General features: G+C 37.5%; 14 protein-coding genes. 7 read left to right on the top strand and 7 right to left on the bottom strand.

What is annotated here, in order from left to right; all coding sequences use genetic code 11:
• Positions 1–26: 26 nt before the first annotated feature.
• The 3 genes from H1R81_RS05180 (at position 27) to H1R81_RS05170 (ending at position 2,236) form a co-directional block, all read left to right on the top strand.
• Complete coding sequence (locus H1R81_RS05180) at positions 27–320, top strand: LytTR family DNA-binding domain-containing protein (RefSeq protein ID WP_181839599.1); 294 nt, start codon at positions 27–29, stop codon at positions 318–320.
• A 105-nt stretch (positions 321–425) separates the two neighbouring features.
• Entirely contained in the window at positions 426–842 is a 417-nt protein-coding gene (locus H1R81_RS05175; RefSeq protein WP_181839598.1) for a GNAT family N-acetyltransferase, read from the top strand.
• A gap of 107 nt (positions 843–949) precedes the next feature.
• Positions 950–2,236: a Gfo/Idh/MocA family protein gene (locus H1R81_RS05170; protein WP_181839597.1), complete on the top strand. Its 1,287-nt coding sequence runs from the start codon at positions 950–952 to the stop codon at positions 2,234–2,236.
• 46 nt (positions 2,237–2,282) lie between these two features.
• Here the strand turns inward: H1R81_RS05170 and H1R81_RS05165 are convergent, their stop codons facing one another.
• Positions 2,283–3,860: a DUF5723 family protein gene (locus tag H1R81_RS05165; RefSeq protein WP_181839596.1), complete on the bottom strand. Its 1,578-nt coding sequence runs from the start codon at positions 3,858–3,860 to the stop codon at positions 2,283–2,285.
• 167 nt (positions 3,861–4,027) lie between these two features.
• On the opposite strand from H1R81_RS05165, the gene H1R81_RS05160 reads away from it, so the two are divergent.
• From H1R81_RS05160 to H1R81_RS05150, 3 genes are all read left to right on the top strand, one after another.
• A complete protein-coding gene (locus tag H1R81_RS05160; RefSeq protein ID WP_181839595.1) occupies positions 4,028–5,458 on the top strand; it encodes a circularly permuted type 2 ATP-grasp protein in 1,431 nt (476 codons plus the stop codon).
• A 139-nt stretch (positions 5,459–5,597) separates the two neighbouring features.
• Positions 5,598–6,152 (top strand): DUF6580 family putative transport protein, encoded by a 555-nt coding sequence (locus tag H1R81_RS05155; RefSeq protein ID WP_181839594.1) that lies wholly within the window; start codon positions 5,598–5,600, stop codon positions 6,150–6,152.
• A gap of 141 nt (positions 6,153–6,293) precedes the next feature.
• Positions 6,294–10,037 carry a transglutaminase domain-containing protein gene (locus tag H1R81_RS05150; RefSeq protein WP_181839593.1) on the top strand — a complete coding sequence of 1,248 codons (3,744 nt, stop codon included), beginning with the start codon at positions 6,294–6,296 and terminating at the stop codon, positions 10,035–10,037.
• Between the two features lie 70 nt (positions 10,038–10,107).
• On the opposite strand, the gene H1R81_RS27295 is transcribed toward H1R81_RS05150, so the two are convergent.
• Both H1R81_RS27295 and metH read right to left on the bottom strand, forming a co-directional pair.
• Positions 10,108–10,953, bottom strand: a complete 846-nt coding sequence (locus H1R81_RS27295) for an SEC-C metal-binding domain-containing protein (protein WP_220275170.1) — start codon at positions 10,951–10,953, stop codon at positions 10,108–10,110.
• 99 nt (positions 10,954–11,052) lie between these two features.
• The gene (metH, locus tag H1R81_RS05140) at positions 11,053–14,895 is read right to left on the bottom strand and encodes a methionine synthase (protein ID WP_181839592.1); all 3,843 of its coding nucleotides are present in this window, start codon (positions 14,893–14,895) and stop codon (positions 11,053–11,055) included.
• 203 nt (positions 14,896–15,098) lie between these two features.
• Between metH and H1R81_RS05135 the strand changes: the two genes are divergently transcribed.
• Positions 15,099–15,560 (top strand): Lrp/AsnC family transcriptional regulator, encoded by a 462-nt coding sequence (locus H1R81_RS05135; protein ID WP_181839591.1) that lies wholly within the window; start codon positions 15,099–15,101, stop codon positions 15,558–15,560.
• Between the two features lie 80 nt (positions 15,561–15,640).
• Here the strand turns inward: H1R81_RS05135 and H1R81_RS05130 are convergent, their stop codons facing one another.
• The 4 genes from H1R81_RS05130 to H1R81_RS05115 all read right to left on the bottom strand — a co-directional run bounded on the left by H1R81_RS05130 (position 15,641) and on the right by H1R81_RS05115 (position 20,469).
• Positions 15,641–17,068, bottom strand: a complete 1,428-nt coding sequence (locus H1R81_RS05130; RefSeq protein WP_181839590.1) for an amidohydrolase — start codon at positions 17,066–17,068, stop codon at positions 15,641–15,643.
• Between the two features lie 130 nt (positions 17,069–17,198).
• A complete protein-coding gene (locus H1R81_RS05125; protein ID WP_181839589.1) occupies positions 17,199–18,119 on the bottom strand; it encodes an alpha/beta fold hydrolase in 921 nt (306 codons plus the stop codon).
• An 82-nt stretch (positions 18,120–18,201) separates the two neighbouring features.
• Positions 18,202–19,311: a DNA-processing protein DprA gene (dprA, locus tag H1R81_RS05120; RefSeq protein ID WP_181839588.1), complete on the bottom strand. Its 1,110-nt coding sequence runs from the start codon at positions 19,309–19,311 to the stop codon at positions 18,202–18,204.
• Positions 19,312–19,365: 54 nt separating this feature from the next.
• Entirely contained in the window at positions 19,366–20,469 is a 1,104-nt protein-coding gene (locus H1R81_RS05115; RefSeq protein ID WP_181839587.1) for an endonuclease/exonuclease/phosphatase family protein, read from the bottom strand.
• Positions 20,470–20,791 lie beyond the last annotated feature (322 nt).

The following is a 20,791-nucleotide window of genomic DNA, read 5'->3' as shown; positions in this document are numbered from 1 at the left end:
ATTTTAGCTTTGAAAATTGACAAGTCATGAATACTGCCAAACAAATTGTTCCAAATGAAATCGTATATCTTGAAGCGGATCAGAATTATAGTATTCTATATCTGAATAATGGCCGTAAGAGTCTTTCTGCGTTTACCCTCAAGCATTACCACAACAAAGTTGAGATTAATCATTTTCTTCGAATTCATCGTTCCTTTTTGCTGAATCCTAATCATATTTGTAATATTTATAAAGTAGGTCGTGTTACTTTTATTGAAATGAGTAATGGTAAAGAAATACCGGTTTCGAGAAGAAAAAAAACCTTAGTAGAAAACTTATAGGAACTCAATATCAAATTTCAAAAATCCTCTCAATTCTGCGCTACCATCTTTGGTTTATCTTCTGCATTTCAATACTTTTGTCATTCTACAACAAGACAAATTTTTATGGAATTAACTATTCAATATGCACAAGAAAAAGACCTTGACTGGCAGGAATTTACTGCTACACTCGTAGCTTCTACTTTAGGAGAAAGGCGACCGGTTGGTGACCTGGAAAGAATGAAGGCAATGGTTGAAAACTCTAATCTGATAATTACCGCGAGAATTGATAATAAATTAGTGGGTGTAGCAAGGTCAGTTACTGACTGGGTTTTCTGCACCTATTTATCTGACTTATTTGTCGATGAAGGCTATCAGAAATCAGGTATTGGCAGGGAATTGATCCGCCATACTAAAATTGCAAGCCCACAGGCCAAATTAATTCTTCTTTCTGCCCCTAAAGCCATTAATTATTATCCACGTATTGGTATGGCTCATCATACTCATGCTTATACCTTAGATGACCCAAACGATTTAGTATAAGCAAGAATAAATAAATCTTTTATGATGATGAAAACAAACGGGTTTCCATCTTATATTTGGTAATCTATTCAATCTAAATTTTCATATCCTATTTCAACCTTATTACTATGACCACCCGAAGAAATTTTATTAAAACAACCGGAACCCTGGCGGCTTTCTCCATTGTGCCAAGGAATGTTCTGGGTAGAGGATTTTTAGCACCAAGTGATGTTGTGAATGTAGGTTTTATTGGTTTAGGCAGGCAAGCCAGAGGGCTCCAGGGTCGCTTCCTCGAAACCAAGGAGATTAATTTATTAGCGGCTTGTGATGTAGATAAAACCAAAACTGACAGTTTCACTAAAGATTTGTTTGTAAAAAATGCCAAACAGTTTTTAGGTGAAGAAAAAACACCACCACAAGTTTATGAAAACTATCTTGAGCTTTTAGACAGAAAGGATATTGATGCGGTAGTGATTGCTACACCTGACCACTGGCATGCATCAATTGCTATCAGAGCCGCTGAAAAAGGGAAAGATATTTACTTAGAGAAGCCACTGACATTTACTGTAACCGAGGGCAGAGCATTAGTAAATGCTGTAAGAAAAAACAACCGGGTTTTACAAACGGGTAGCATGCAACGCTCTGCAGATGGTTTCAGAAGAGCCTGTGAACTGGTTAGAAATGGCTATATCGGAGAGATTTCAGAAGTTAGAGTAACCATAGGAGGCCCGCCAAAACCTGTGGATTTTCAGCCTGAGCCTGTTCCAACTACTATGAACTGGGATTTATGGATAGGCCCTAATCAGCCTCACCCTTATCATCATTTCTTAGCTCCTCGTTTAGAAGATACTTTCTGGGGCAAGTGGCGTTATTACAAAGGCTTTGGTGGAGGTGATGTAACAGATTGGGGCGCACATATGTTTGATATTGCACAATGGGGATTAGGTATGGACGAGAGCGGCCCTGTCGAATTATATCCACCAACATTTCCCGAAGCTGAACAAGGTATGGTTTTCAGATATGCCAATGGTATAAAAATGATTCACCACGATTTCGGCAAGGGTAATGCTGTGCAGTTCAGAGGTAAAGATGGGATTATTGAGGTAAGTCGTTCATTTCTGAATGTACCTGATAAACTGAAAGATGTACAACTAAAAGCAAGTGATATTAAATTAGCCTCTCCGGTTGGGGGAAATCATTACAAAGACTTTTTAAATTCGATACGCACCAGACAAAAACCTATATGTGATGTAGAAATCGGACATCGTACCTGTACTGTCTGTAATATTGCAAATATAGGTTATGAAATTCGTCGTCCATTGAAATGGAATCCTCAGACAGAGAAGTTTGATGATAGCGAAGCTAATAAAATGCTAAGTAGAAAAATGCGGGAGCCTTTTGGCGTGAAAGTATAAAGTAATCAAACACAAATGTCCGTCCAGAAAACGGGCATTTGTGTTATCAGCCTCTGTTCCACCTTCTGCGTTGTTTTCTTTTCTTTAAAATATCTCTGATACCTTGTCCCCAGCCAGTCCTGGTTTCTGAATAACAGGCATTAGGCGATTCGGGTAACTTCCTGTAAATAGGCACAAAAAGTCCGAAATATGCATTCAACCCTTTTGGATTACCAATGTTTAAAAGTCCCGGCAAATTATCAGTACCTATAAACAGAGGTCCTGCTCTTCCGGCAAGACCAACCGCTAAATTCCGGTAACCGTTTTGTAAGGAAACCGGCAAAGAAACCTCAAGCCATTTTGATTCCCAACGGGGAGCAATAGCTATCAACGAAGGCTGATTCATTCCGATAGATTTCGTTTCTCTGACACTCTGAATCCAGGTGGCATTTAGAAATATTTTTTCTGAAAATGCGTAATCGAACGTTGTGGCAATTACAGTAGGTAAAGGTGCGTTGAACTGATGTCTGTAATTAATATCAGACCAACCAAAAGCACTATTCATCTGGTCATAGAGTCTATCAGGTGAATCTATTTTATTAAATGTTCCTGGCGGAATCAGAACACCTGATTCCACAACATCGGTTTGCATCACAAAAGGATCGCTTTTATAGCGTATCTGACCAAAATCCAATAAGGCCATACTGATTTTATACAGATATTTATTCTTCGTTCCATCCATTGTCCAGCGATCTTTCAGTCTTATATCATATTTGCTATAATCCGGACGGTATTCATACACAATCCCGATATCTAAACCATATCCATAACCCGCCGGAGCATTGCCAAACAGCCAGTTTGGGCTAAGCCCTGCAATTTGCATGGCACCACTTTTTGTCATACCAAATGTTCCTACGGCATTTTCAAAAAAAAGAGTCTGTTTCGTTGGTCGGGTGGCAATCTGATCGATAGTATAATCAACATCATCTGCTATATAATGAATATTTAATAAGGCATTTACTCGTTTCAATGTTATGCCTGCCTTCAAAAAATGTTCATCCTGCTCTCTGATCACCTTTCCTATTGTAATCCCCATTTCTGCGTAGCCATTCAGATTCGCTGAAAAATGGTTGTCATTCTGCGGAATACCATAAATGCCTGGAATTATGGTTCCATTTACAAAAGAACGAGCCACGGGGGTTGTGGTGTTGTTTAAGTTAGTAATCAACCTAAACCTTGTGGTAAGACCAATAGCCATTTTAGCTTTTTCAAGAGTAAACATCAAGGAAGGCCCCCTCACATCTGTTCCCAGAAAAGCCGTTGAGTTGGTATTTTCAAGTGATTCTTTTGTATAGGTATTCCTATATAAAATGCTTCCTCTTGCGTTTCTATGTTTATTCGAAACCGTATTGGTTACAAGCCCTAAAATAGAATAAGGTGCTCCCCATGAAGCATAATTATTGATTACGTCAATGTTGGCTCCTGCAAGGTTAAAAAAAATCTTGTATCGGGAATCGGCCACATTTGCAGGGTTAGTATATATACCATAGGTACCTGCATAATTGCTTGGAGAAATACCAAGCCATTGCTGTGAAAAGGTCTGAAAATGAATAAATATCAATAAAAAGCAAAAGGATACCCTCATCTATAATAGGATTATTATTTCCTGGTTTTGAGATTCAAACAATAGCAATACGTTTAAAGAACGACAAAAATAATTATTTCTATACAAAAACCGATATAAGATTTTGAATTAATCATTGCTTATAATATTTTAGTACATTAGTTTATCCTAAAACCAAAGAAACTTATATGACCTACGACTTCAAACACTACCAGACTGAAAACTTCTTTGACGAAATGCTTACTGCTGAAACTGCTGCCCGTGTCGGTAATCATTTTTTAAAAGAGCGGATTGAAAAGCTCTCTATTAGTGAATTATTGAATAAACAACGTGCCGCCGAACGTGCTATGATTTCGGCAGGGATCACATTTAACGTGTATTCAGAAGAAGGCGGGACAGAAAGAATTATTCCCGTTGATATTATTCCGAGAGTGATTGACTCTTCAGAGTGGAACCGGCTGGAGAAAGGGTTGATTCAACGAATCACTGCATTAAACCTTTTTTTACAAGACATTTATAATCAACAGAAGATATTAAAAGACAAAGTCATTCCTCGAGAAATCATTGAATCAAGCAAGGGGTTTCTGAAGGAATGTAAAGGCTTAACTCCCCCAAAAAAAATCTGGATTCATATTACAGGCACAGACCTGATTCGTGGAAACGACGGAGCTTTCAGAGTTTTAGAAGACAATTTGCGTTGTCCGTCAGGCGTATCTTATATGCTCGAAAACCGCGAACTATCTAAACAGACTTTCCCTGATGTGCTTTCGCAATCGAGTGTCCGGTCAATTTCAGAGTATCCTGCCAAGTTATTGGAGGTATTACGCTATATTTCAGGCCGCCCTGACCCCACCGTGGTTGTCCTGACCCCCGGCATCTATAACTCTGCCTATTTTGAGCATTCATATCTGGCTCAGCAAATGGGAGTTGAGTTGGTTGATTATAGAGATTTAGTTGTTTCAGGAGACTATGTAAAAATGCGTACCACCAAAGGCTTCAAAACAGTGGATGTAATTTATAGAAGAATCGATGATACATTTATGGATCCCCTCACTTTTAATCCTCATTCACTCATTGGTATCCCTGGCCTGTTTGATGTATATCGAAAGGGGAATATTGCTTTGGCGAATGCCCCTGGTACTGGTGTAGCCGATGATAAAGTAGTTTATGCCTATGTGCCAAGAATTGTAAAATACTATTTAGGGGAAGAAGCAATTATACCCAATGTAGATACTTATATCTGTGGTGAAGAAGATTCAATGAAATATGTAATAGAAAACATAGCTGATTTAGTAGTAAAAGAAGCCAATGAGGCAGGTGGCTATGGTATGCTGATTGGTCCTAAAGCCACAAAAAAAGAGCACGATCTGTTCAAGAAAAGAATCAAGGCCAACCCACGTAATTATATTGCCCAACCGACTATCTCGTTATCACGAAGTCCATGTGTTTTAGAAGAAGGGCTGGAAGGTCGCCATGTAGACTTACGCCCTTACATTCTCTACGGCAATGGTATTCATGTAACTCCGGGCGGGCTTACGCGCGTGGCATTACGAAAAGGTTCGTTAGTCGTAAATTCATCACAGGGTGGAGGCAGTAAAGACACCTGGGTATTGTACTGAGGTTTCCGAAAACCTTATTAACTGAGACCAAAAGAGATCATTTATTTTTGTTTGTACAATTTGCTTCGTATTTTTGTCGTAATTTCTGCCGATAACTCAGAACGAACTATCGGCCAGTTACTGACAACTTGATTTTTATATGAATATAACCCGTTATTCGACATTAGCCACAATCATAGTATTGGCAGCTTTGTCAAGATTTTTTCCGCACCCACTTAATTTTACGCCAATTGCAGCTATTGCATTGTTTGGAGGTGCATATTTCAACAATCGCTGGCTTGCATTTATTGTGCCTTTAACTGCTATGCTCATCAGCGATACCATGCACGAGTTAATGACTGGCTATGGCTTTCACTCAGGTATGCCTGTAGTCTATGGTTCGTTTGCTTTAGTAACGTTGTTAGGAATTTTATCCTTACAAAAAGTAACTGCCTTGAGAGTAACTGGCGCAGCCATTGCCAGTTCTTTGATTTTCTTTTTAATTACCAATTTTGCCTTTTTATATCCGGAAGCGGCCGTTCCAAATCCTTCTCTGGGGAACTACCCTCATAACTGGACAGGTATCATTGCTTCGTATGAAGCAGGCTTGCCATTTCTAAAAAATCAGATTCTTGGTGATTTATTTTATTCTGGCATATTATTTGGCGGCTTCTACTTACTACAGCGCCGCTTTGAAGTATTGAGAGTTGCATAAGGTTTTCAACTTATCCGAATATATAAAAAGAGGTTTTTCTCAGGAAAAGCCTCTTTTTCAATGTATAAGCTGATATTGACATTCTATTTACTCCTAAAGCTGCTGTTCAATTAATTGTTAACTTTAAATGTGACTACCTCCGTGAAAAAAAACAACTATTTCCTTCTATTATTATTCTGTTTATCAAGTACTTCATTTTTATTCGCACAAAATAACTACCAGAAAGGCTGGGAGTATCTCAATAATGCTGACGTCGATAATGCTATCAATTCTTTTGAAAAAGCATTAAAAGATAAAAATTCAAAAGCAAAGGCGCAACTTACCTTAACTATGCTTTACGATGCTTTGGGTAAGCCTGAAGAAGCATCGTTGTTATTTAATGATTTTTTTGACAATTCGCCTGATCCGAATGATGAGCTATTTGCCTTATGGTTTGAAAACGGAGTCGTTGGCCAACCAGGCAAACATAAGCCTTATCAACTGGGTCTGATGAAGAAAATTGAAAAGGATTCTCGTTCAAAAGGCAAATTCGATGAAATAATTAAATATAGACTTACATCACATTACACCTACGCTAATGATATCGACAAATTTAAGGAGTATGATAAAATCATAACTTCAATTCGAAACTGGGCATTAGTAGGGCCATTTGACAATGTAATGAACAGTGGCTTTAACAAAGATTTTGGCGTACTTCAAAATCCAAAAGAAGGTAAATCTTTTCAATCAAGATATGGAGCCGATATTCAATGGTTTTCTCCCGAAAATAATTCTTTGAGCGGGTATTATTATAAATCTTACAACTTTTATAGTACCAACTCAATTATTTATGCACAATCGTTTGTAGAATCAACAGATGAGCAGGATGTACTAATGAAATTCGGTTATTCAGGCTCGTTAAAAGTATGGTTAAATGATTCATTGGCTTATGCGGAGCCTGAAAGGAGAAATGCAGAGATTGATTATTTTCAAATAAAATGCCACCTCAACAAAGGCTATAATCGTATTCTGGTACAGTTGGGTGAATACGAAGAAGATTACCCCAGTTTTTTTCTGAGGTTTACTGATTTAACACACAAAAACCTTAACCTGCCAGCCAAAACAAATTATCAGGAGTATCAGAATAATAAAGGCAGCTTTACCCGAATACCATTTTTTGCGGTTGAAGGTCTCCAGAAAAAGACTGATAAAAACGATATTCTTTATCATCTGCTATTAGCAAAAGCCTATATGAGAGCTTATGAAGTGTATGCTGCCGAAGAAATTTTAAGTCAGCTATACGTTTCTTATCCCAAAAACTATCTTTTGCTCAGACAATTAATTTCATTTTACCGGGATTCAGGAAATTCAACAGAGCAAAATAAAACATACCAGATTTATAAAGAACTATACCCGCAGGACTTCGATATACTTGCTAATGAAATAAAAGATGCAACTGACCAGACTGACAAAAGCAAAGTCAAAGAGTTTATCAGTTTATTCAAAGCAAAATACCCTTATGCCGATTTGAATATTGGCCTCGGAGACATTATTATGCTTGCTTTAGATGAAAATATTGATAAGGCAATAAATAAACTCGACGAGTTAATAAGTAAATATCCTGAGAGCAGTGAGTTGATTTTGCTTAAATATAATCTTCAGAAATCGCTTACCCCTGACCCCAAAAAGATTAATGAAATATTAGAAAACTACTTAAAGAACAACAATAATTATGTTATTGCTGAAACTTTAAGAGAAAACTATGTTTCACAAGGCAGAATAGACGATGCAATAACGAATTTAGAATATATTAAAAAATTTGTGAATGACCCCTCTCTGAATAAAAAAGTAATCAATTTACTTTCGCGTAAAAGAGATTATGATGGAGCTATCAAAGTAGCCTTAACTTTAATGAAAAATAATCCATCAGATTACGAAAATATCGCAGATTTAGGGACATTACACAGAATGAAGAATGATAAAGAAAATGCAATAAGCTATTTTAAAGAAGCTTTGCGTTATTTTCCTTTTTCATTTGCTTATCATGAGCGTATAAGAGAATTGAACGGGCAAAAAGCTGTATTTGATCTGGCAACAGGGATTACACCAAACGAACTTATCAAAAATTACGAAAAAGAGTTTGTGCCCAAAATCAAGCATTCTTATGACATTGTTGCAGATAAAAAGTCATTTATTATATTGAAGACTAAAGCAACTGGCTATAGATGGTCTTATATCATAAAAATCAATCAGGAAAGTGCTATAGAAGAGTGGCAGAAAATTAAGTTAGGCGCAGAATCTAACATGGAAATACAAGTGATTGAAGCTAAAACTATCAAGAAGAATGGTAATAAAATAGATGCTGAGCGTAATGGCGAGGAAGCCGTTTTTACCAATCTTGAGATTGGTGATTATATTTACGTTGATTACATACAAAAACAAGTAAGTGGCAGTAAATCGTCTATGTTTGTTTATGATGCTTTTTTTCTTAATTCTTATACCCCTGTTTATACGAGAGAATATTCCATTTTTGCTGAAGAAGGCGTTATTCTAAGAGATACAGTAATTAATGGAGCCTATAGGCCTGAAATAGAACAGATAGATGATTTCAGAGTAAGAAAATGGAAATTAAATTCTCCGGATGTGCTAAAAGAAGAGGCTGTGGCTCTTCCTTTCAGCGATATCGGAACATCAGTCCATCTTAATTTAGGACATACCTGGTACGATATAGCTCAATGGTATAGCGATTTATCTGAAAAACAGGCACAACCCGATTTCACCATTCGCTCAATTGTCAAAAGTTTGTTTGACGGCAAAAAATATACTGATGAACAAAAAGCCAGAATAATTTATGACTTTGTTTGTAAAAATATTCAGTATAGTTCTATTGATTTCCGTCAGGGAAGCTATATCCCTCAAAAAGCCTCTACTGTATATCATACCCGCCTGGGCGATTGTAAAGATGTTTCAACCCTCTATGCTTCTATTGCCCGTGAAGCAGGTCTTGATGTAAACCTTGTGTTAATTAATACCAGAGACAACGGGCAAAAAGATGTGGTTTTACCTTCCTTGAATTTCAATCACTGCATTGTAAAAGTTAATTTAAAAAATGGCAGTAAGTTTTTGGAGTTAACAGATACAGATTTACCATTCGGACATTTATATTACACGCACAATGGTGCGTCTATATTAGTGATTCCAAACGGAAATATTCCTAAAACTATTAGTTTAAGTACCCTTCAGCTTAACAAGAATTATATAAACACGATTATCAGGAAAGGAGAGATTGATGTAAAAGCTAATAATAGTGTTAATATAAAAACCTATGTAATCAGAACTGGGAATCAGGCTGGCAGCACTTGTAAGGCATACTACTATGAAGATGAAGAAAAAAGGAAAGAAGGTTTAAAGAAAGAACTGGCCGGAGGTTTTAGTTCTACACTAAAACTTAATAGTCTGACTTTTGAAAAACTGGAGCCAAGAATTGATTCAGCAATTTATATTTATGACTATACCGTAGAAAATGAAATCAAAAAAGTAGGTTCATTTAAAACATTAAAAATTCCTTTTTCTGATTTAATCGCAAAGCTTGACATTTTTGATGAAAGCCAAAGAACTTTTGATTTTGATTATAATTATTATGAGCCCACAGACTTTTACGAAGAAACGTTTACGATTAGTCTCGATAACCCGCTCAAATTTCTCGAAGTTCCTGAAAATATACATCTGAGCTTTAAAGGAAATATATACGATTTAGCTTTCACTAAAGTTGATGATCAACACCTGAAATTGAAAAGAAGTTATACTGCAGAAAGAAAGAATATACGTGCCCAAGATTTCGATGAATTCAGGACTTTTATTACCAAAATAGTGGAAGCTGAAAATACTACTTTAGTTCTGAAATGATTAATAATTGCAAGTGTGGCAACAACATTGTCACACTTGTTTTAGGATCGAATCAAATTCCACAAAAAAACTATGCTCCACAGCATTTTTTATATTTCTTACCACTACCACAAGGGCAAAGGTCATTTCTGCCAATAGTATCCGATGCTATTACTGGTGAATTTAGCGAGGGTGAGATTTTATTTCTCTTCAAAAAATTACTAAAAAACACTGTCATTCTTTTATGGCGGCTGCTCAATGTTTGTCTGAACTTTTCTGCCTGGGTATATCTTATTTCTCTTATAATTTTGGTAACAGGCATTTTTTTATCATCCAGCTGACCCATTGAAACTTCATGCGTTCTGTAATCATACCATAACTCTAAAGAGGGGTCTTCTTCGTAGCTAAAAGAAAATAATAACAAAACGCTCGTACAACTACAAGAAGGTTTCACACAATAAAAATCACTAATCCAATACTTTTTACCTTCTATTTCAACATTAAAATCAAATGACCAAGGCAGAACCTCAAAGTAAGAAACCATCTGAGACTCCTGGAGCACTTTTTTGTAGTTTTCGAAATGTGCCTCTATTTTATCAGCATCAGCCACTTCAGATGCCATTCCTTTCAGGTCTTTGAAAAATGCATTTAACTCACCCCATTGCTCGTCAGATATTTCATTTTCAAGCGATTTCAGATAGGTATCGTTTCCGCTATCTATTGCTTCAGATTCGGTGTACTTTAAGACCTGATTATTTACAACATCCAGGGCGTAGAGGTGTTCATCAGCAGCAAAATAAATATTTCCGCAAGTACAGGTTAACTCCATACAAGGCTGTAATTCATTCGATTTCAGTATTTTTCCGGAAAACTCTCCTTCTCCTATCTCAATATTTATAAAAGCCTCTTTTGGATTTTTGATTTGGTATGTAAACATGATTTGTTGTTTTTCTGAAACACAAAATTATGGCAAAAATGGGTAAGAAAAAAGGCAACCGTTAAGAGTTGCCGTTCTAATTTTAAGTTCTATTCATTCTCAATCATAATTCAAAACCGGGCTCAACCACTTCTCCACATTCTCCACACTCATATCTTTACGCTCTGCATAATCTATTACCTGGTCTTTGCTTATTTTTCCTATAGTGAAGTATTTGCTTTCAGGGTGAGAGAAATACCAGCCACTTACTGAACTTGCCGGATACATTGCAAAACTTTCTGTGAGTTCGATACCTATTTTCTCTGCTTCCAGTAAATCAAACAGAGCACGTTTTTCAGTATGGTCAGGACAGGCAGGATAACCCGGTGCCGGGCGAATACCTTTGTATCTTTCCGAAATCAAATCGTCATTACTGAAGTTTTCGTCTGCATCATATCCCCAGTAATCCTTACGCACCTTTTCATGCATTAATTCAGTAAATGCTTCTGCCAGCCGGTCGGCAATGGCTTTAAGCATAATTGAGTTATAGTCGTCATGGTCTTTTTCGTATTGCTCTAAAAGGGCTTCAATACCTATTCCGGCAGTTACGGCAAAAGCACCTATATAGTCTTCCTTATGTGAGTTTACTGGCGCAATAAAGTCGGATAAACATAGATTGGGCAGATTTTGTGCCTTCTGATTTTGCTGACGTAAATGGTGCAGAGTAGCCAGAGAAGTAGTATTCTCCACCAATTCACCAGTTTCTGCAACGGCTGTATTACTCAATACCCTGTAACCTTTACCTTTCAGACTTCCTTGCCCTGCCAAATCGTAGTGATATTCTTCAAAATTATGCAACACAATATCGTCACCTTCAGAATTGGCCGGATAAAACCCGATGACCGCTTTTGCTTGTAAAGATTTATCCGCAATGATTTTCTTCAACATTTTCTGTGCATCATCGTACAATTTTCTTGCTTCAGCACCCACTACTTCATCGCTGAAAATCTTAGGATATTTGCCATGTAATTGCCATGTCTGAAAGAAAGGAGTCCAATCAATATATTTAGCAATTTCTGCCAGATCATAGTTTTCAAATACTTTCGTTCCTAAAAACCTGGGTTTGACTGGTTGAAAGTTTGCCCAATCTATCGGCACATGATTTTCACGGGCCTTTTCTATGGTAATGAAGTTTTTATCCTTCTGGCGGCTGGCGTGTTCCACTCTCAGGTTGGCGTACTGGTGTTTGATTTCATCATAAATCTCCTGATGGGTCTGTTCATTCTGCATCAATCGCCCTGCCACCGGAACGCTCTTGGAGGCATCCAATACGTGGATGACTGGGCCAGAATAATGCGGGTCAATTTTCACCGCCGTATGAATGCGGGAAGTTGTAGCACCGCCAATCAATAAGGGCATTTTAAAGCCCTGACGTTCCATTTCCTTTGCCACACCCACCATCTCATCTAAACTTGGGGTAATTAGCCCAGAAAGTCCGATAATGTCCACATTATGCTTTTTAGCCTCTGCCAAAATCTTGTCAGTTGGCACCATCACTCCTAAATCAATTATCTCGTAGTTATTACAACCCAATACTACACCAACTATGTTCTTGCCAATATCATGAACGTCACCTTTTACGGTTGCCATCAATATCTTTCCGGCACTTGAGCTTTCTCCACTTTCTTTTTCTGCTTCAATAAATGGTAACAAATAAGCTACCGCTTTTTTCATCACACGCGCCGATTTCACTACCTGAGGCAAGAACATTTTACCGGCTCCAAACAAATCACCCACTACATTCATGCCATCCATTAATGGCCCTTCTATAACATGAAGTGGTTTTTCTGCCTGTTGACGAGCCTCTTCTACATCAATGTCGATATATTCAGTCAAACCTTTTACAAGCGCATGTTCCAGACGTTTATTCACTGGCAACTCTCGCCAAGAATTATCAACCACCTGCTCTTTACCTTTTGATTTTACTGTATCTGCAAATGTAACCAATCGCTCGGTTGCATCAGAGCGGCGATTCAAAAGTACATCTTCACACAATTCGAGCATATCCTTCGGAATATCGTCGTAAACGCCCAACTGACCCGCGTTTACAATTCCCATATCCATGCCAGCTTTGATTGCATAATATAAGAAAACTGTGTGCATAGCTTCACGCACAGGCTCATTACCTCTGAAACTGAATGAAATATTTGAAACCCCACCCGATACTTTGGCATAAGGCAGATTCTCTTTAATCCAGCGGGTGGCATTAATAAAATCTACTGCATAGTTGTTGTGCTCTTCAATACCTGTAGCAACCGTCAGGATATTCGGATCGAAAATAATGTCCTGTGGAGGAAAATTCACCTCATTCACTAATATATCATACGCTCTTTTACAGATTTCAATCCGTCGTTCATACGAATCTGCCTGTCCGGTTTCATCAAAAGCCATCACTACAGCCGAAGCACCATAGCGCTTTACCTTTTCGGCTGATTCCTTGAATTTAGCCTCACCTTCTTTCAAAGAAATAGAGTTCACAATTGATTTTCCCTGCACACATTTTAACCCGGCTTCAATCACTTCCCATTTTGATGAGTCAATCATTATCGGCAATCGGGCAATATCCGGTTCTGCCATCAATAGATTCAGGAATGTTTTCATGGCTTCTACCCCATCAATCATACCTTCATCTAAATTCACATCTATTACCTGCGCTCCACCCTCAACCTGCTCACGGGCAACAGAAATGGCCTCATCATATTTTCCTTCACGAATCAACCTGGCAAATTTCTTTGAACCCGTCACATTACAACGCTCGCCAATATTTACATAGTTGGTTTCTTTGGTAATCTTCAACGGCTCTAAACCTGATAGTTTCTGAATCGGTTCAAAATCAGGAATTTCTCTTGGTTTGTATTTTTTTGCCACTTCTGCAATAGCATGAATATGTGCCGGAGTTGTTCCGCAACAACCGCCTATAATATTCATAAAACCGTTTTGAAGGAAATCTTCAACAATTACAGCCATTTCCTCCGGCGACTGGTCGTATTCTCCCATTTCATTAGGTAACCCTGCATTCGGGTGAGCTGATACTAAAAATGGTGCTTCATGTGCAAGAGTCTGTACATAAGGACGCATTAAATCAGCACCTAAAGCGCAGTTCAGACCGATGGATAGTAATTCTATATGAGAAACAGAGGTCAGAAATGCTTCTGTGGTTTGACCAGACAAAGTTCTTCCCGATGCATCTGTAATCGTACCTGATACCATTACGGGTATTTTCGTATTTTTTCCGGCTAAGGCAGCAGTTTCATTATTTTGTTTAGGAATTGAATGGCTTTTTAGTGGTCGAATCGTACCCTTTCTTTTGTCCGATTCATACAAATCTATGGCAAAAAGTGCCGCTTTGGCATTCAATGTATCAAAGATAGTCTCTACCAATAACACATCTGCCCCACCATCAACTAAACCCTGTATTTGTTCATAATAAGCATCAACCAATTCATCGAAAGTTATGGCACGGAAACCAGGATCATTTACATCAGGCGATAAAGATAATGTGCGGTTTGTTGGCCCTATTGAGCCTGCGACAAAACGAGGTTTATCAGGATTTTTAGCAGTAAACTCATCGGCTACCTCACGGGCAATTCTGGCTGACTCATAATTTAATTCATACACGTAGTCTTCCATATGATAATCAGCCATTGCGATAGATGTCCCCGAAAAGGTATTGGTTTCAGCTATGTCAGCTCCGGCTTCAAAATATTTTGCGTGGATTTCTTTGATCACATCAGGGCGGGTAATTGACAGCATATCATTATTGCCCTTTACTTCATACGGAAAATCACTGAATTTTTCACCACGATAATCTGCATCGGTCAATTTATATTGCTGAATCAATGAACCCATAGCTCCATCAAGAACCAGAATCCTGTTTTTTAGTATTTCTCGAATGTCCGTCACTTTAATCTTTCTTTTAAGTTTGGTAACACAATTTTGCCGACTGTATCGAATAACAACAAAATTTATCTCACAAAAATACTATTTAAAGATTGATTTTTTGAAATAATTTAATAAAATAGATAAAATATCTAAACAACATGAAATACTTATGAGTTTTATTTTTAAATTTGAAAGAAATATCTGCTAAAAACGACATTTTATCTATGCAAAAATTAGATACAACAGACAGAGAGATTTTAAAATACCTGCAGGAAAATGCTCACCTGACAACTAAAGAATTAGCCTCTCGTCTGAATCTTTCGCCGACCCCAGTATATGAGCGTGTACGCCGTCTTGAAAATGATGGAGTGATTAAAAAATATGTAGCAGTAATTGACCGTGAGAAAATTGGCAAAGACCTGATGGTATTCTGTAATATCCGGTTGAAAGAACACGCACAGGAAGCAGGCCGAAAGTTTGTAGAAGAGATTGTGAAACTTACTGAAGTAATTGAATGCCACAATATTTCAGGTGAATATGATTTTATGATAAAGGTAGTGGTTGACGATATGCGTGAGTATCAGAGTTTTTTAATGAACAAATTAGCTTCGCTTGAAAATATCGGCAGCACTCATAGTATTTTTGTCATGAGTGAGATTAAAAATGAAACAAAGTTTGAGGTGTAATTTTTAAAGAAAGAAATAAGGGGAATAGCAAATGAAGTAGTCTTATTTCCTGCATTTTTATATCCTTTCCCCTTATTCTATTATTTTCTATAATCTAAAGCTGGTTTTCTATCTCCTACTAACGAAATATACTTAAAATCTCCTCCTCTTGCTTTCTGAAATTCTTCCTTCGCTTTTTTGACTGTCTCTGGGCTTTCTAATAGTTGTACTGCCGTGAGTGCTAAAGTTTTAGCCGCTATCATCATACCTTTACGACCAATGCTCATACCGCCAGCAGCAACTGCCTGCCAGCTATGCGCCGGAGTACCCGGAACCCACGTTGCCACACTTAAACCTACAGTAGGTACAGCCCAGCTCACATCCCCAACATCGGTTGACCCACCTGCTCCGGTTTTTTCAACGTCTAAAGGTTTTATGCCTGTGGCATCTTCGTATCTCAGGTAATTTAGCCCTAAATTTTTTGATAGTCTTTCCGCAAAGGCTCTTTCTTCAGGTGTATAATTCAACCCTCCCACCTTAACCAGATTATCCTGCATCACCTGGGTAAGCGTTTCGTTGGCTAATAGTTCGTATGTTCCTCCTGTTAGCTCCCATTCCACTCTTGTATCAGTGCCTAAAGCAGCGCCCTTAGCCGCTTTTTCAATACGTGACCAGACATCAATAACTATATCACGTCGTGGGTTACGGGCATAATAATAGACTTCTGCAAAATCCGGTACAACGTTAGGAGCTTTCCCACCATTGGTAATAACATAATGAATACGTGAATCTGAAGGGATATGTTCACGTAACATATTAACCATGTTGTTCATGGCTTCTACCCCATCTAATGCCGAACGCCCTTTTTCTGGAGAGGCTGAGGCATGAGCAGAAATCCCATAAAATCTGAATTTTCCTGATTTGTTAGCCAGAGAAGTACCGAAACTGGCAGTATTAAACGAGCTGGGATGCCAATGCAAAACAGCATCAACATCATTAAATAACCCTGCCCGAACCATATAGACCTTCCCCGAGCCACCTTCTTCTGCCGGACAGCCATAAAAGCGTATCGTACCTTTAATATTATTAGCTTTCATATACTCTTTTACGGCAATTGCTGCCGCCGCCGACGCTGTACCAAACAAATGATGCCCACAGGCATGGCCAGCCATAGTTCCAATTGATTTTTGATCGGCAGTAGAATCCTGCGAAAATCCGGGTAACGCATCATACTCCCCCAAAATACCAATAACGGGCTTACCCTCTCCATATGATGCCACAAAAGCCGTTGGAATTTCGGCAACTCCTTTCTGAATAGTAAAGCCCTCCTTAGTTAAAGTTTCCTGCAATAGTGCCGAACTCCTGGTTTCCTGATAGCCTACTTCTGCAAAATTCCAGATTTGCTTAGCTATTGCTCCGTAAAACATTTCTTTTTTAGAAATATTTTTGAGCATCTGTGCCTTTTTATCCTGAGCTAATAAGAGATTATTAATAAGTAGAAATACAAAGAGTAATGATAGGTGTTTCATATTGATTGATAAAACGGGTAATATATATTCAGTTTAGTATCAGTTTAAATATAGACCTAAAAAAAGAAAGATTCAAACAATTATAAAACATTGCCTGAATCTTTATAAAAATTAAATTAATTATACCAGATTAATTGGCTGACGCCTGTTGCTGTATAGTTTCTTTCAGATCCTCAACACCACAGATTTCTTTCTTTACCAGGTCAGGTCTTGAGCTTGATATAAGATGCCCTGTATCAGGAATAAATATAAATCGGGTGCTTTTATTGCCCTGAAGCATTTTTTGTGCAAATGAAAAATTGGTTGTATCTACAATCCAGTCCTGCCCACCACACATCACTGTGACTTCTGATTGTATTTTTGGCCATTCTTTTTTCAGTTTTTTTAATTCAGCCACATGAGCATATTTTTCATCAGTTGCGGTATTCATACGTTCTGGTAAAAACCACCTTACCAGAAAAAATTTCCCGTATTTTGAAAACCACCAGAATTTTTCAGTATCCGGGTCTATGGCTGGCGACAATAATATCACCTTTTTTACCAGATCAGGATACATTGCTGCTATCTCTGCGGCAACGGGTGCACCATACGAGCGCCCAACAATGATAGCCTTTTTACCTGAGTGATTACTCTTCAATGCCATAATTATGGCTTGTGCTTGCTCCACAAGAGAATATACGCGTTTCTTAGGTTTTTTCTGAGATTTGCCATAACCGGGTCTGTCAACAGAAATCAAATGAAACTGATGCTGTAAAGCACTATCATCAAGCATATTCAGATAGCCATCCCATGCTCCGGGAGCACCATGAATAAAAAGTACAGGTTGAGCGGTATCTGCTCCGAAAGTAACATAATGCAACTTAAGGGAGTCATTTTCAACCATATGATATAAAGGCTTGGCTAATCGGTCTCGGTAATGCTCTTTAATTTCTGATTCAGTCATTATCCATCTGCTGAAACAAGAGCCAAGAAGAATACTCAGGGCCACAAAAGCTACAAATCTTTTTGATTGGCCATTAAGTTTTTTGATTCGGTTCACTATAAAATTCATTAATTACATTTTCAAAGGCTTACTATATTAACGTAATACAGAGCCTAATCGTTTGCTCAAGTCTTTTAAAAATTATTAATTTTCATAATTTCAATCCAAATTTTTTACCTGCCATTGCTTTCACAATACCCTGAAATTCAAGATTTAATAGTAAAGAAGCTAACCTGTTAACCGGAATCTGCGTCTGCCAGCTCAGGTTGTCGATCTGCGTTTCTCCATGTATTCTTAAATACGCAATTACCTGCCCTTCTTCCTGAGTAAATTGGGTTAAATCAATTTCTTGTTCTATGGGAGTCGTTTTGGTTATCCCTGTACCATCTATACTCCAGTTCATTGTCTCAATAATGTCACTTGTTTGAGTGAAAATATTCGCCTTATTTTCTTTAATTAATTTATGACACCCTGCTGAATACTTATTATCAAGACTACCAGGAACAGCAAATACTTCATGATGGTAATTATTCGCGAAATCTGCCGTTATCAATGCCCCGCCTTTTTCTGCTGATTCCACTACTATGTTTACATCACTTATTCCGGCAATAATTCTATTGCGCGCAATAAACAGATTTCGGATAGGTTTCATTCCGAAAGGATTTTCTGATAATACCCCCCCTTTATCAAGCATCTGTTCAACATATTTTTTGTGCGCTGCCGGATAAACAACATCGATACCACTCGCCATCACCCCAATGGTTGGTATTCCTTGGTCTATAGCTGCCTTATGAGCAATTATATCTATCCCATAAGCCAGACCGCTTATAATACTTACTTTATAGGGTTTAAGTTGCTCAACTATATCTTCTGTTACTTTTCTTCCATATTCAGTCGCTTGTCTTGTGCCTACAATTCCTACTGTTCGAAGTGCGCTTAAATCTCCATTCCCTTTGAAATAAAGAATAGCTGGAGCATCATATAGACTCTTTAAACGGGAAGGATAATCTCTATCGATTGAAAAACATAGCTTTACCTGTTGTTTTTCAGACTCCTTCCATATGTTCTCGGCTTTTGTCAGCAAGGTTTTATCTTTTAAACTATCAATAATCTGTTTTCCAACTCCGGGCGTTTTTAATAGTTTGTCTGTTCTGGCCTTAAAAACATTTTCTGCAGAGCCCATCGTATTAATTAATTGACGGAACATAATACTACCCACACCGTCCACCAGAGTTAAAGCAAGCTGATAATGTTTTTCCATGTAAAGTAGAGATAGAGAAGTATGAGATTTTGGCCGATAAAGCAGAAAGATGTTTTATTTCTTCAGAATATACTCTCCCCAAATAGGATAATGATCCGAATACGGGATTTCAGAAAAAGTTTTGAAACGTTTTAATTCAAAATATCTGCTATCATAAAACTGATTATCAATTCTAAGAAAGCCGGGTGAGCGGTGGTAGGTAAAACCAAAGCCTCTGCCTTCCTCTTCGAACGCATTTTTCAAGTATTTTCTGGTTCTGCCATAGGTATAGCCATATGGTACCTCATTGAAATCGCCGGCCAATATGATCGGATACGGACTATTTTTTATCCAGAGTTCTAATTCAATCATCTGAATTATCCTATCATTAAAACCCTCTTTTAATTGATGATAGATTGTTTTAGCTTCTTTTTTTGCTTTTTCTTTGTCGTCTCCTGCATCAAAAACCCGATTAACCCTGACACCCATTGATTTCAGTTGTAGGTTTATTACCCTGATAGTATCTTTCCCGACTACAATATCTGCCGATAATAATCCATTATGGTTCACAGACCAATGCTTTTCTTCTTTTCTCACTATAGGGTATTTTGAGAAAATAGCTAATCCTATAGACCCTTGTCCTTTATCATTACCCGGAGTAGAATGCACATAGGTATAATAGGGATGAGTATTCCTGAACTTCTGAATCATTCTGTATTGAGGAATGTAATCAACATTGAATAGCTCTTGCACACATTTAATATCAGCATCTAAATTAACCGCATTTTTAATCAGCTTAATTGGATTTACCGTATCACGCTTTAGGCTATAACTTTCAATATCACACCACATCAGGTTATAACTTAATACAGAGATACCCTTTCGGTTATCTTCGTCATCTATAGTATGCCATGTAAATGTTCGGAGTATAAGCGGAAATCCGATTAATAATATCATAACAGAAATAAAGGCTCTCCTCGATCTTCTGAAGGTCCATAGGAGAATAAAAAAGACATTTCCAGCGAAAGCGAGAGGTAAAGATAACATCAGGAATCCTCCAAGCCAGTGCTTCACACTTACTGAATAGCTTAACTGATATACTAATAAAGTATATAGTGCCAGAATCATATTCAGAAAGAATAAGAATCGCTTCAAGAAAAGTCTGATGAACTCCATCATTCAATTGTAAACCTAAAAAAGACAAGAGTATAGCCCTTATGTTGCCCGTATAGGTAGTTTTGCTTTTTCGTGATATATTAACTATTCAAACAAGTTCCTAAAAATAGTTGCTTCTTATGAAAACGAAAAACGATAGATTGAATTAAATATTGAATTAAAAAAAATATTGAGATTTTAAGCAATATTATATTACTATTTCAATAAATAATAATAATATTTTCATTTCAATTTATTCCTTATATTATTTTTCTTATTTGTCAATTAATTATAAAACCCCCTGGCAAATATTCCATCATAAAATAATCTTATTTCTTCGGTTTGG

The sequence above is a fragment of the Emticicia sp. BO119 genome, assembly GCF_013912375.1.
In the GTDB taxonomy this organism is placed as follows: domain Bacteria; phylum Bacteroidota; class Bacteroidia; order Cytophagales; family Spirosomataceae; genus Emticicia.
The sequence above is the reverse complement of the archived record's forward strand: the minus strand, read 5'-3'. Positions and strand labels throughout refer to the sequence as shown.